This is a genomic window from Maridesulfovibrio ferrireducens (assembly GCF_016342405.1).
Classification (GTDB): Bacteria; Desulfobacterota; Desulfovibrionia; order Desulfovibrionales; family Desulfovibrionaceae; genus Maridesulfovibrio; species Maridesulfovibrio ferrireducens_A.
In genome coordinates this window covers 250,989-264,277 of the sequence record NZ_JAEINN010000001.1, presented here as the reverse complement: position 1 = coordinate 264,277, position 13,289 = coordinate 250,989, and the positions used below count along the sequence as shown (strand labels likewise).

Here is a 13,289-nt window from a genome sequence, read left to right as displayed (position 1 = left end):
AATAAATCAAATAATACAGCTCATTATGTTTAAAAAAACATAATGAGCTGTATTAAACGAATGAAGCAAAGGGAGATAAGCATGTATAAAAATATGATTCCTATAACCATTACAGCAGAAACACCCGGCACTGTAACGCTTCTTCAAAAAGGAGTCGGTGTGCGCGGAACAGCAGGAATGAGCATACGGGAATTTATTAAAAGTTGTGTCGGTTTTGCTCCTGATTATATAGAACAAAGAGTTCGAACTGTTTTCCTGAATAATTGCCCTGCGGACGACATTGATTCGGTCAGAGTAAAAGACGGTGATATTTTATCACTTTCAGGAGCATTGCCCGGCGTTGCAGGAATGGCGATGGGACGAGATACGGCTATCAGCGCATTTCGCAGCGAAATAAGTGCGAAAAACACCGAAGATGTAGGTGAAGGCGAAATGCTCGTAACAGTCAAACTCTTCAACCTGATAGCCAAAGAAGGCGGTCCCGGCCTTCTGAAACAGGGTGTAATCGTAGATGCAGATCTTATTCTTCAAACTTTCGGGGAAAAAGCACCTGACGGGATTACTGCTGATTCGGGAAAACTGCTCTTAAAAACAAATTAAACTCATCAGTTCAGCCATAAAAAAATCCTGCCGAATTACTCCGGCAGGATTTTATACTTTCTAGTCTAGTAAAAACTACTCTTTGTTCAGCAATTCAAGCATTGCCTTTTTCATTCCATTCTTATCTATACCGAGTTCTTCACGAAGTTCTTTCTGTGTTCCATGCTCAATAAACCGATCAGGAATACCAAGCCGTTTTATATGATGCCCGTCAATTGCGTTTGAATCAACAAGCAACTCAACTACAGCGGAACTGAATCCACCGGCTTTAGCATTTTCTTCAACAATGACAATCCGTTTAAAACGGGCAGCCAGTTCTAGAATCTGTTTTTCAGGCAGCGGCTTTAAAAAGCGTGCGTTGAAGACTGCTACGGATTTACCGGATTCATCGTCAAGTTCTTCAACAGCTTCAACGGCAGGCCAGACTCTGGAACCCAGAGTAATCAGTAACCCGTCAAATCCATCACGGAGAAGTTCTCCTTCGCCTATTTCAAGAAGAGAAGGATCTTTTTCCAGTACAGCGCCGATTCCTACTCCACGCGGATAACGAACCGCAGCAGGACCGTCAAAATCAATAGCAGTTGCAACCATGCGTGCAAGCTCAGATTCATCTTTAGGAGCCATGCAGATAATATTAGGAATATGACGCATGAAAGACATATCGAAAACGCCGTGATGAGTCGCGCCGTCAGCGCCGACCAATCCACCGCGATCAAGGAAAAAGTTTACATTCAAATTTTGCAGACAAACGTCATGCACTATCTGATCATATGCCCTCTGATAAAATGTCGAATAAATCGCAACAGCAGGCTTGTAACCCATAGTTGCAAGTCCGGCGGCAAAAGTCACAGCATGCTGCTCACAAATACCTACGTCGACAAATCTGTCAGGGAAAATTTCTCTGAAACAATCTGTTCCGGTTCCTTCAGGCATTGCAGCAGTGATGGCTACAATTTTATCATCTTTAGCTGCAAGCTTACAAAGAGTCTTACCGAAAACTTCAGTATATGAAGGGAGTCCGCCTTTAAACTTGGCAGCCATACCTGTTTCAGGCTCGAAACTTCCAACCCCATGAAAATAAGTAGGATTATTTTCAGCAGGGGCATACCCCTTACCTTTGGTTGTTAAAACATGAACAAGTACAGGAGTATCAAGTTTTTTAACCTGTTCGAAAACTTCGATAAGGGCCTCGGTATTATGCCCGTCAATCGGTCCCAGATAAGTGAAATCAAGTGCTTCGAAAAGCATTCCCGGGGTGAAGAAACTTTTAAAAGAGTCTTCGCCACGCTTGGCATACATAGCAAGATCGTCCCCGATCTTAGGAATCTGTTTCAGAAGACCTTCAAAATCTTTTTTGAATCTGGTCAGAACAGGATGAGACAGCTTACGACTGAGGAACGAAGACAAAGCACCCACGTTGGCCGAGATAGACATCTCGTTATCGTTTAAAACGACAACCATTTTACGCTTCATTCCACCGGCCTGATTAAGACCTTCGAAAGCCTCTCCCGCAGTCATGGACCCGTCACCGATTACAGCAACACAATTACGATCTCCGCCATCAAGGTCATTGGCAACAGCCATGCCCAGAACGGCGGAAATAGACGTACTTGAATGCCCTACACCGAAATGATCATATGGACTTTCCGCCATACGCGGAAAACCGCTGATGCCGTCTTTGTGGCGCAACGTATGAAAATTCTCATAACGTCCGGTCAAGATTTTATAGGCATAAGCCTGATGACCTACGTCCCAGACAATACGATCAGTATCAAAATCAAAACACTTAAAAAGTGCTATGGTTAATTCAATAACTCCAAGCGAAGGAGCAAGATGCCCGCCGCCTTTGGAAACGGTATTTATAATACACTGCCTCAATTCATCAGCAAGCTGAAGCTGCTCTTCTTTTCCAAGAGCCTGAATCTGGACAGGATTCTTTATACTTTTAAGCAGAGGATAATCCCCGCATTTACATGACTTTTCAGAACTGCTCATATTCCCCGAACCTCGCACCGGGTTATACTTCCCCAAAAAAAACGTAGGCAATGTCACACAAGTAGACTTAAGTATTACTTAACAGTGTTAACCACCTAACACAAAAACGCCATCGTGTTTTCATAAAAAACAACGATTAATACACTCTATCAACTATATATTGAGCAAGCTCTGATAACAACTCCGCTTCTGCGCCGGAATAAGGAGCAAGCAACTCAACAGCTTCGTCCACATATTTGCGGGCAAGCTCTTTACTTTCTTCAAGTCCAATCAGACTGGGATAAGTAGACTTACCCTGCTCTTCATCACTTCCCACAGGTTTTCCGAGAGAAGCTTCGTCACCGACAACGTCAAGGACATCATCAACAATCTGAAATGCGACTCCAATCAAACGGCCATACTCTTCCGCGCGTCTGACATCTTCTTCGGTCGCCCCCACCCCTTTAGCCAGAATAGCGCCCGACTTACAAGCGGAAAGAATTAAAGCTCCGGTTTTCATTGCGTGCATAACTTTGAGCTCGTCAAGAGTTATGCCATCACGACCGGTATATTCCATATCTACAGTCTGACCGCCGACCATTCCGCTAGCACCCGCAGAGTGGGCCATAAGGCTTATAGCTTCTACTACGACTTCTGCCGGAGCATCAGCTTTTGCCATAAAACCGAATGCTTCTGTCAGCAGTCCGTCTCCGGCAAGAATTGCGGTAGCTTCACCGAACTTTTTATGATTGGAAGGCTTGCCGCGTCTCAAATCATCGTCATCCATTGCGGGAAGATCGTCGTGTATTAATGAATAAGTATGAATCATCTCGAGACTTGCGGCAAAGGGCATAACCGCTTCTTTCTTGGCTCCGAGCATCTGTGCCCAGACAAGTACCAGCACGGGACGAAGCCGCTTTCCGCCGGCAAGAAGGCTGTAATCCATTGATTCAAGCAAACCATAAGGAATGCCTTGCCCCTTAAGACATTCTGAAAGATATTTTTCAACTTCTGCAGCATGTACCGCAAGTTTTTCTTTAACTGTCATCCGTCATATCCTCATTTTCAACTTTAGCTTCAAAATCTTCAATTAATCCATCGCCGACGATTTTAACTTCATTAGCGGCTTTCTGGAGTTGATCCGCACAATTTTTCGCAAGAGCCTGTCCTTCTTTAAAAAGAGCAACGCCCTCTTCAAGGGGAAGATCGCCCCGCTCCAGACCTGCAACGATTATTTTCAAACGTTCCAGTCTTTCTTCAAAACTTTTGTTGTCTTTCATATAATTATCTTCATCTGACATCGGCTTAAAGACCGAGCAGCTTATCCGTATTTTTTTCCAACACAAAGCGAGGGTCAACAAGACGGCCTTGAACACTTACGCTCATATGCAGATGCGGTCCGGTTACTCTTCCGGTTGATCCTATACGACCGATTGTCTGGCCTCTCTCAACCATGTCGCCTTCCTTAACATCGAATTGCGAAAGATGGAAATACATCGTGACAACCCCGTTTCCGTGATCAAGGTAGATAGAATTACCAGCGTAGTAATGGTTTTTAACCAGTAAAACTTTTCCATCTTCCATTGCATAAATAGCTGTTCCCTTGGCTCCCCGGAAATCCAGTCCCCGATGAGGATTCTTAGGCTTGCCGTTCAAAATTCTCCGGGCTCCGTAAGGACTCGACTGAGCTCCTTTTGTCGGCCTTTGAAATGGAACAAACCACATTCTTTTTTCAGATTGAGTTTCTTTAGCAGCTTTAACTTCTACCCGGTCTTTACGGATACGTTCAAGTTCTTCTTTCGGGGGGGTGACCATATTTTCAGGCAGGGTAAGCCGCTGAACTTTATATTTCTTACTAAAAATCTTAATTTTACGGCTGAACTTGCGATCTTTTCCATCCTCAACAGCGCGTATAATCAACTCCTTTTTACCGGCCTTATCAGCAAGAACATCTGTTCCGAACATTACAAGAGCAACAGATTTTCCTTTCCACTTTCTTATTTCAGGCTGAACCGTTACGCCGAGCCACTTTACAGAAACTGAATCCAAACTCTTATTCGAAGTAACTCTGACCATAAAAGGTTCACCAATTCCCGCTTTTTGGGGATAGGCCAGAGAAACAGCCGCGAAAGCTGATGACGCTATAAATAAACAAAGAGTAACTGCGAGTGTCAGAATTTTTATATATCGCATGGAATTTTTCAATTTAATATCTCCGATTCTCATTTGATCGCAACTTTCGCACGTATTTCTCCAGACTTCACTCGAACAAAAAGTCCGTCGCCATCCACAACTTCATCAGGGCTTCGCAAAAAGGTTCCGCTCTTCTCAACGGTAACAAGGCTATATCCACGTTCGAGCGGCATCTCAGGATCAAGCATTCGCAGGGAATTAGCTATGTTGTCAAATTCAGAAATTTTATTATCTATAAAAACTTTTCCGCTTCTCTCAAGTCTGGCTGAAAGGTCGGATAATTCTTTATTAAGACTATCAAAACGCCTTTCATCAAAGGAACAGCACAGCCTATACACCAACGCGCCAAGTTCCGAAGTCTTACGCTCTACAAAAAGATCTGCGCCTCTTTTGAGTCTCAACTGTTCATCACTGAACGATTCAAGAAGTCTATCAATTCTCTGCGAAGGTGAAAGCCACGACAGCCCTTTCCGCAACGTTTCAAGGCTGGACTTACGGACTTTCAAAAAATTATCATAACTGCGGATCAGCTTGCTTTCCAGCTCATCCACGCCCTGCATAAGAGTTTCGCGTCTGAGCCAGAGTTCCTGAGCGGCATGACTGGGAGTTGCAACCCGTTTATCAGCAACATAATCTGCAATGGACGTATCAACTTCATGCCCGACTCCGCAGACAACGGGAACATTTGACCTGAAAAGCGCATCAGCAACAGACTCGGTATTAAACGCCCACAAATCCTCCAGAGAACCGCCGCCGCGAATGAGTACGAGAACTTCCGCCCATCCATCATCGCAAACTTTATCAATAGCTTTAGCAATCTGAGCAGGTGCTTTATCTCCCTGAACCAGAGAAGGATAAATTCTGATCTCAGCACCGGTTCCGCGCCCTTCTGCTATACGCAGAAAATCCATTATGGCCGCGCCCGAAGGAGCCGTTACCACCGCAACTTTTGACGGAGAACGCGGAATCTCCATTTTGCGGTCTTCAGAAAAATATCCTTTATCAGCGAGCTTGCGTTTCATAGCTTCAAAAGCCAATCTTAAATCACCGACGCCCTGCTCTTGAATAAGCTCTGCAATAAGCTGATATGATCCCCGAGGTGGATAGACATTCATATGTCCGGCGCAGAGAATCTCCATGCCGTCCTCAATCTTAAGCGTTCCGCCGGACTCAACTTCGCCCGTCAGAGGATTGATCCTCTCGGTTTCCTCGGCAGGACTCCCAGCCGGACCTTCACCTACACTGTCCCGCTGATTGCCCTTGAACCAGACAACAGAAATCCCAGCCTCACCATCAGTAAGCGTAAAATAAATGTGGCCGGATGCAGGACGTGCAAGATTAGTGACCTGTCCTTTTACCCATATAAAAGGGAACTCGGCTTCCAGAACGTCCTTAACGGCGCGGGTGATATCACTGACTGAAAATATTTTCATATATGACGAAAAAAAACTTAGGCGATCAGAGAGGCGGAACCTTTTTTAAAAAAGATTCCGCCTCTCTGGATTCCCTAAACTATAAAGTAAGTCCCCATGACTGCCAGATTTCTGCGCGCCATGCGGTGAATGCTTCTGCGAAACCTTCAAGCGGAAGCTCAATTTTTTCGCCGGTTTTGCGATTCTTAGCTTCAACAATTCCGTTTTTGAGTCCTTTTCCGCCAAGCACGAGCTGCATTGGATAGCCGATAAGATCAGCATCAGCGAATTTTACGCCGGGCCTTTCTTTGCGGTCATCATAAGCAACATCGATACCCATTTCCATGAGCTGTCCGTAGAGTTCTTCGGCTTTTTCGCCAACGGCTAGGTCTTTGCCGCCTAGTGAGATCAAGCAAAGTTCAAAAGGAGCGATGGCTGGAGGGAAAATAGCTCCGCTCTCATCATTATTCTGCTCAATAGCAGAAGCCATTATACGGGAAACCCCTATACCATAACAACCCATGATCATTGGTTTACTCTTGCCATTTTCATCAAGGAAAGTAGCATCCATTGCTTTGGAATACTTCTCACCGAGCTTGAAAACATGCCCGACTTCGATACCTTTAGTGAACTCAATCTTACCGCCGCAATCAGGGCAGGGGTCACTTTCGGTAATGACGCGAAGATCTGCAAAATTTTCAATCTTACAATCGCGACCAAGAGAGAGATGCTTGATATGAGTATCACCCTTGTTTGCACCGGCAACCCAGTCGGTTGAAGCGCAAAGTTCATGGTCTGCAAAAATACGTTTTACCTTCAGACCAACAGGTCCGGCAAAGCCGACAGGAGCGCCTGTCCATTCTTTAACCTCATCTTCGGAAGCAAGATCAATCTCATTTCCACCCATAAGATTTCTAAGCTTAACGTCGTTAATTTCACGGTCACCGCGAACAAGGGCCGCAACAGGCTCACCGTCAACGTTAAACAGCAAAGTTTTAACAAGCTTGTCAGCAGAAATTTCAAGAAATGCACAGACTTCTTCAACAGTATGTGTACCGGGTGTCGCAATTTCTTCAATTGCAGGACACTCAGCTTTACTTGCGCTGTCATCTGCCGGAGCATTCACTTTAGCTTTTTCAAGGTTGGCAGCGTACTCGCATTTCTCATTCAAACAAACGGCGATTGTATCTTCACCGGTATCAGCAAGAACATGAAATTCATGCGAAAAGTCACCACCGATAGCACCGGAATCAGCCTGAACAGGACGGAAACGCAGCCCGATACGGGAGAATATTTTTTTATACGCTTCAAACATCAAGCGATAGGATTCTTCTGCTCCGGCTTCATCCTTATCAAAGGAATAGGCATCTTTCATAACAAATTCGCGACCGCGCATCAGGCCGAAACGGGGACGGATTTCGTCACGGAATTTGGTCTGAATCTGATACAGATTAATCGGAAGCTGTTTGTATGATTTAACTTCGCCACGAACTAGGTCAGTCACAACTTCTTCGTGCGTAGGTCCGAGGCAATAGTCACGCCCGTGACGGTCTTTCACTCTGAGGAGTTCACTTCCGTAAAAATCCCAACGGCCTGTTTCCTGCCACAAATCACCGGGCTGAACCATAGGCATCAGCACTTCGAGAGCGTAAGCACGGTTCATTTCTTCGCGAACGATATTTGCAACTTTGTTCAAGGATTTAAGTCCGAGAGGCAGATAGTTGTAAATTCCACTGGTAACTTTACGGATCATCCCTGCACGCATGAGAAGTTTATGTGAAACAACTTCCGCGTCGGAAGGATCTTCTTTCAATGTTGGTATGTAAAAACGGCTTAAACGCATTTATTTTCCTCTTTTTTCTTCCAAAAATGATTCGATCTCTTTCATAAATTCGGGCAAAAGGTTTTCAGCCCCCCGAATCTTGCGGACAACTTCACCTTTTCTAAAAATAATACCTAGATCACGGCCTCCGGCAATACCGATATCAGCTTCGCGAGCTTCTCCCGGTCCGTTTACAACGCAACCCATAACGGCAACGGTAAACACATCCTTAACACCACGCAGATTTTCTTCTACCTGCTGAGCCAGTTCAATAAGATTTATTTCTGTTCTTCCGCAGGTAGGACACGACACAATCTCAGGCCCTCTTTCACGAAGACCAAGCGCGCGCAGAATTTCCCACGCAACTCCCACTTCGGCAACAGGATCATGGGTCAGTGAAACACGCATGGTGTCGCCCAGACCTTCCCAGAATAAAATACCAAGTCCCACCGCAGACTTTACCGCTCCGCGAACAAGAGTTCCGGCCTCGGTGATGCCTACGTGCTGAGGATAATCAACCTTCTCAGACAGTAATTTATAAGCGGCTATGGTGTTCAAAACGGAGGAGGATTTCAGCGATATTTTAATATCATGAAAATTTCTTTTTTCAAGAAGAGCCACATGTTCCAAAGCACTTTCCACCATTGCTTCTGGTGTGGGTCCGCCATACTTGGCAAGCAGTGCCTTGTCCAGTGAACCGCCGTTAACCCCGATGCGGATAGGAACTCTGCGGTCTTTTGCCGCTGAAACAACAGCATCAACCTTATCTTCTCCGCCTATGTTACCGGGATTGATACGCAGTCCGTCAATTCCGGCATCAATCGCAGCAAGGGCAAGACGATAGTCAAAATGAATATCCGCAATCAATGGGACAGGAGAATTCTTACGAATTTCCACCAAAGCGGCGGCCGCTTCTTCGTCCGGCACAGCTACCCGCACAATCTCACAACCCGCCTCTGCCAGAGCATTGATCTGCGTTCCGGTAGTAAGCACGTTACGAGTATCGGTATTACACATGGACTGAACACGGATAGGATTGTCTCCGCCGATTCCCACGTTCCCTATGAACAGTTCACGAGTCTTTTTTCTATTGATCATTTTTCACCTGATTTATTCAATTATCGCGATTAACTAAAAATGCGTGAGCAGGAGCATAATATATATCAGCCACGGAGCCAACCATAGCCAGTACTAAGAAAAGAATGGCCTCCGGCAGCTTAAACCCTTTTGGGAAAAGGGTTTAAGAATCCCAAAACTTTTTAATTAAAGAAGCGTACTTAAAAAGAAAATTCTTTTAAAGATTTAAAAATCATTCGACCCAGTTTATTTCTGGGCATTTTGCGAAATGATTTTCCTTTATGAATGAACCTTCTTTTTGATCGAACAGGCGGGGATGATAACTTGTAAGTTTTTGAGAGTCCGGCACAAACGAACAAAATTCTTGAGCATCTTTTCCCCAGAGGAACCATTTTGCTTGCGGCTTTTTATCACTGATAAAAGTCAATAATTCTGTGGAAAAATGTTGCCACTTCTCAGTATGGCTACCTGAATTATCAATTTCACAGGTAAAAGCGGCATTGAGCATTAATACGCCCTGCTCTTCGAAATGAGTGAATAATTCAGTCGGCGGAAGGATGGGAAAAAGTCCGGCATCAATATCTTCACGGACCTTACTGATAGCACCGATCTCAGATGCTCCGGTATAATTTTTATGAAACAGCTTAAGCATATTCATCAATGACGCATTTCGCTTAAGATCTGCCCAATGGTCAATATTCCCGACTTCAAACGAACGTCCTGTAGCAACTCCGGGCTGTGGATATGGGTCTTGTCCGATAATAACGACCCGAACCTTATCGAGATTCACTTGCGTAAAACGCAACACCCTCTCAGCCGGAGGAGTAAAATTAGTCCCCACCGCAAACTCGATATATTTAAGCAAAATCAGCTTTTCAGTAGTAAAAAAAGAGTCCCACGAGCTATCTACTTCATATGTTGCGTCACAAAAATTAATTTTCATTAGAAATATCCCAGTGATGTTAGTAATTCCAGATTTTTTTCTTTATCTTCACTTCGTCCCTGCCGTTCGCTCCCGCCATCGCCCAATACGGTGCAAGGCTGGCATCCAAGCGATCTATATCCTTGATCGTAAAGTTCACAATAGGGAATTGCGTGCATAGTAATAAAGGACCATATATCCATCTCTGTCCACTCGAGAATAGGATTAAGTAAAATATGATCTGGATTTTCCCGCTTTTCAAAAGCCTCTCTAGTTGACCTGCTCGGATGCTCATCACGCCGGATCCCGGTGATTAAAACCTGAATGTCATATTCTGCCAACGCTTTTTGAAGCGGCTTTATTTTTAAATCGCGGCAGCAGGAAACTGTATCTTTTGCTACAGGGTATGTTTTTATATTCACTTCAGGACGAAGCACTTTTAAATCAATGTCCCACTCTTGCGCCAAGCGATCTCTGAATGCCATAACCTCAGGGAACTTAACACCTGTATCAATAGAAAAAGATAAAGGATTAAACAGTCCTTCAGCCTTAAGAACTTCGCGCCATATGGCAAGAACGACTGTGGAATCTTTTCCGCCAGTCCATGCAACCGCAATTTTTGACGGGTCATGCTCAAGTAAAACAGTTTTCATTTTAGAGGCAGTATCTGCTACTTTTTCATCCAGCGGGGAATTTGCTGTAATCATATCAAACATTCTCTCCTTTAATGTGCATATGCATGTTGTCGCCTAAAGTCAGCAAAAACACGATTAATGAGCCTTATATATTTCTCTTGCATTTTAAGACAACGAGCTTTATCCACTTCCTCGTTCTGACTTTCAAGCTTTATTAATATTGTTTGCTGAAATACATTTAAAATTGATAAACTGTCCATTCATCTATTAAATATGCGCTTGAACGACAAAACAGGAGCACAGAGTGAAGCGACCAGAGACAGTATATGGCAGAACGATCATTGGCTGGCGGGAATGGGCCAGTTTCCCGGAACTGGGAATCCCTGCAATTAAGGCCAAAGTTGATACGGGCGCAAAAACATCCTGCCTGCATTCTTTTCAACAAGAGATCTTCGAGCGGGAAGGTAATCGCTGGATTCGTTTCGGCATCCATCCTGCGCAAAGAAGAAGAGACATCGAATTATTCTGTGAAGCCCCTGTAGTAGACATTCGCCGCGTGACTAATTCCGGTGGAGGTGTTGAAAAACGGACTGTCATCATGACCCCGATCACTATGGGCCACCGTACCTGGAATATAGAAGTTACATTAACCAACCGCGATACCATGAAGTTCAGAATGCTTCTGGGACGCACTGCTATGACACAAATATTTGTGGTTGATCCTCATCGTTCCTATATTTTGGGAAAAGATTTGGCCGCTGTGCATAAAAAGAAATCCGTTTCCGGAGAATGATATGAAAATTGGCATTCTTTCACGCAAAAAAGAACTTTACTCGACGTCTTCCCTTGTTCGCTCCTGCGAAGAACGAGGTCATGAAGTCCATGTAATAAATCCCTTGCGTTGCTATATGAATATAACCTCGCATAATCCCAGCATCCTCTACAAAGGGGAAAAGCTTGAGGGATTTGATGCAATAATCCCGCGTATCGGGGCCTCTATCACCTTTTACGGTTGTGCAGTCGTCCGCCAGTTCGAAATGATGGGAATTTACTGTGTAAATGAGTCAGTAGCTATAACCCGATCACGCGACAAACTAAGAAGTCTGCAACTTCTAGCGAGAAAAGGAATCGGACTGCCGGTAACAGCTTTCGCTCATTCCACAAAATATACTGATGACCTTGTCAACATCGTAGGCGGTGCGCCGTTGGTCATTAAGCTTTTAGAAGGAACTCAAGGCAAAGGTGTTGTTTTGGCGGAAACAAAAAACACCGCTGCAAGTATCATTGAAGCTTTCAAGGGATTAAAAGCCAATATTTTAGTGCAGGAATTCATCGCCGAAGCATCCGGTTCTGACATCCGTTGCCTGATCATAGGTGATAAAGTCATTGCTTCCATGAAGCGTCAAGGCCGCGAAGGAGACTTTAGATCCAACCTTCATCAGGGGGGAACAGCTTCACTTATCAGTATTACTCCTGAAGAACGTTCAACAGCTGTGCGCAGTGCCAAAATTATGGGTCTGGGCTTTTGCGGAGTTGATATACTGCGCTCAAAACACGGCCCGGTTGTTATGGAAGTAAATTCCTCCCCTGGACTGGAAGGTATAGAAAAAACTACCGGAAAAGATGTCGCTGGAAAACTCATCGCTTACATTGAAAAAAACGCCAAGCCTGGTAAAACAAAAACTAAGGGCCGCGGCTAGTAACAATTAAATTTTATTGTTTGACAAATAAATTACGTTAAAAACCGCCTCAACCGAGGCGGTTTTTTTAATATTCACTAAATTTAGCTATATATATTGAAATATTACTATTTCATATCTTCCACACATCGACAAAAAGTATTCCACACTACTTCTCACTGAAATCATATAGAAAAGTAAAGACTGCTTAAGCTTATTTTTTTAACTTTATTCAGCTTTATAATTCTTAATACAACTTGGTCATAAACTTGCTTAAAAACATCATCTACAACTTTTTATATTCTAAAAAAGGAGGTTTTCATGGTTGGAATTTCATCACTGGATGGCAGCATGGCTAATGGTGTTTTAGACACTGGTCAAGTTGTTAAGCAAAAACAAATTGAGGATGAAGAATTAATCCAAACTAAAATGAAATCCGGAGACACTGTTACCATTTCCGCAGAAGCTATGACTTTGTTCAAATCAAAACTTGATGAATACGGAGCAGACGATCCTTCTGAGCTTTCTGACAAGCAGAAAGAAGACTTGAAAGGAACCATGGATGAATTTGCTAAAGATCACGGACTTGATCCATCCAAAGTTGAGGACATGCCTCCTTCCCCCGGAGGAAACGGTGAGGGTCCGCCAGAGGGTAAAGGGGAAGGACCACCTCCAGAAGGAGCCCAAAAATCCGGCGGAGCTAAAGGAGGCGAAGCAGCCCAAGGTTCAACTGCAAGCTCTGATAAAATAGCCGAAAAAGAAAAAGAAATTGAAGAAAAAGAAACTGAAATTCAAGAACTCAGAGCAAAATCTTCCACTGATGAAAAAGCTGCTGAATCTTTAAAAATGAAACAATCAGAATTAGCCCTGCTTCAATCTGAACTTACTATGCTTAAGAAAAATTCAGCATAAACAAGCCTCAAAACTTGGTTTCTTTGCCATTAGGAAGCCCCCGAATTCGACTTAACGAATCCG

The 13,289-nt window shown here is 44.1% G+C and carries 13 protein-coding genes; 4 read left to right on the top strand and 9 right to left on the bottom strand.

Annotation, left to right across the window (positions count from 1 at the left end):
* The first annotated feature begins 81 nt into the window (after window positions 1–81).
* Window positions 82–600: a hypothetical protein gene (locus tag JEY82_RS01145; RefSeq protein WP_304081797.1), complete on the top strand. Its 519-nt coding sequence runs from the start codon at window positions 82–84 to the stop codon at window positions 598–600.
* A 75-nt stretch (window positions 601–675) separates the two neighbouring features.
* Here the strand turns inward: JEY82_RS01145 and dxs are convergent, their stop codons facing one another.
* The 9 genes from dxs to JEY82_RS01100 all read right to left on the bottom strand — a co-directional run bounded on the left by dxs (window position 676) and on the right by JEY82_RS01100 (window position 10,707).
* Window positions 676–2,595 (bottom strand): 1-deoxy-D-xylulose-5-phosphate synthase, encoded by a 1,920-nt coding sequence (gene dxs, locus JEY82_RS01140; protein WP_304081796.1) that lies wholly within the window; start codon window positions 2,593–2,595, stop codon window positions 676–678.
* Window positions 2,596–2,731: 136 nt separating this feature from the next.
* The gene (locus tag JEY82_RS01135) at window positions 2,732–3,622 is read right to left on the bottom strand and encodes a polyprenyl synthetase family protein (protein ID WP_304081794.1); all 891 of its coding nucleotides are present in this window, start codon (window positions 3,620–3,622) and stop codon (window positions 2,732–2,734) included.
* Window positions 3,612–3,854: an exodeoxyribonuclease VII small subunit gene (gene xseB / locus JEY82_RS01130; protein ID WP_304081792.1), complete on the bottom strand. Its 243-nt coding sequence runs from the start codon at window positions 3,852–3,854 to the stop codon at window positions 3,612–3,614. Before xseB ends, JEY82_RS01135 begins: the two co-directional genes overlap by 11 nt.
* A gap of 25 nt (window positions 3,855–3,879) precedes the next feature.
* Window positions 3,880–4,779 (bottom strand): M23 family metallopeptidase, encoded by a 900-nt coding sequence (locus tag JEY82_RS01125; protein ID WP_304081790.1) that lies wholly within the window; start codon window positions 4,777–4,779, stop codon window positions 3,880–3,882.
* A gap of 17 nt (window positions 4,780–4,796) precedes the next feature.
* Window positions 4,797–6,200: an exodeoxyribonuclease VII large subunit gene (gene xseA / locus JEY82_RS01120; protein ID WP_304081788.1), complete on the bottom strand. Its 1,404-nt coding sequence runs from the start codon at window positions 6,198–6,200 to the stop codon at window positions 4,797–4,799.
* Window positions 6,201–6,279: 79 nt separating this feature from the next.
* Complete coding sequence (locus tag JEY82_RS01115) at window positions 6,280–8,022, bottom strand: proline--tRNA ligase (protein ID WP_304081787.1); 1,743 nt, start codon at window positions 8,020–8,022, stop codon at window positions 6,280–6,282.
* On the bottom strand, window positions 8,023–9,099 hold the full coding sequence (ispG, locus tag JEY82_RS01110; RefSeq protein WP_304081785.1) for a flavodoxin-dependent (E)-4-hydroxy-3-methylbut-2-enyl-diphosphate synthase: 1,077 nt from the start codon (window positions 9,097–9,099) through the stop codon (window positions 8,023–8,025).
* A 211-nt stretch (window positions 9,100–9,310) separates the two neighbouring features.
* Complete coding sequence (locus JEY82_RS01105) at window positions 9,311–10,021, bottom strand: uracil-DNA glycosylase (RefSeq protein WP_304081783.1); 711 nt, start codon at window positions 10,019–10,021, stop codon at window positions 9,311–9,313.
* Entirely contained in the window at window positions 10,021–10,707 is a 687-nt protein-coding gene (locus JEY82_RS01100) for a phosphoadenosine phosphosulfate reductase family protein (protein ID WP_304081781.1), read from the bottom strand. The genes JEY82_RS01105 and JEY82_RS01100 overlap by 1 nt, the downstream gene beginning before the upstream one ends.
* A gap of 232 nt (window positions 10,708–10,939) precedes the next feature.
* On the opposite strand from JEY82_RS01100, the gene JEY82_RS01095 reads away from it, so the two are divergent.
* From JEY82_RS01095 to JEY82_RS01085, 3 genes are all read left to right on the top strand, one after another.
* Window positions 10,940–11,428 carry an ATP-dependent zinc protease gene (locus JEY82_RS01095; RefSeq protein WP_304081780.1) on the top strand — a complete coding sequence of 163 codons (489 nt, stop codon included), beginning with the start codon at window positions 10,940–10,942 and terminating at the stop codon, window positions 11,426–11,428.
* A gap of 1 nt (window position 11,429) precedes the next feature.
* Window positions 11,430–12,335, top strand: coding sequence for a 30S ribosomal protein S6--L-glutamate ligase (rimK, locus tag JEY82_RS01090; RefSeq protein ID WP_304081779.1), 906 nt, complete (start codon window positions 11,430–11,432; stop codon window positions 12,333–12,335).
* 300 nt (window positions 12,336–12,635) lie between these two features.
* On the top strand, window positions 12,636–13,226 hold the full coding sequence (locus tag JEY82_RS01085) for a hypothetical protein (RefSeq protein ID WP_304081778.1): 591 nt from the start codon (window positions 12,636–12,638) through the stop codon (window positions 13,224–13,226).
* Window positions 13,227–13,289: the final 63 nt, after the last annotated feature.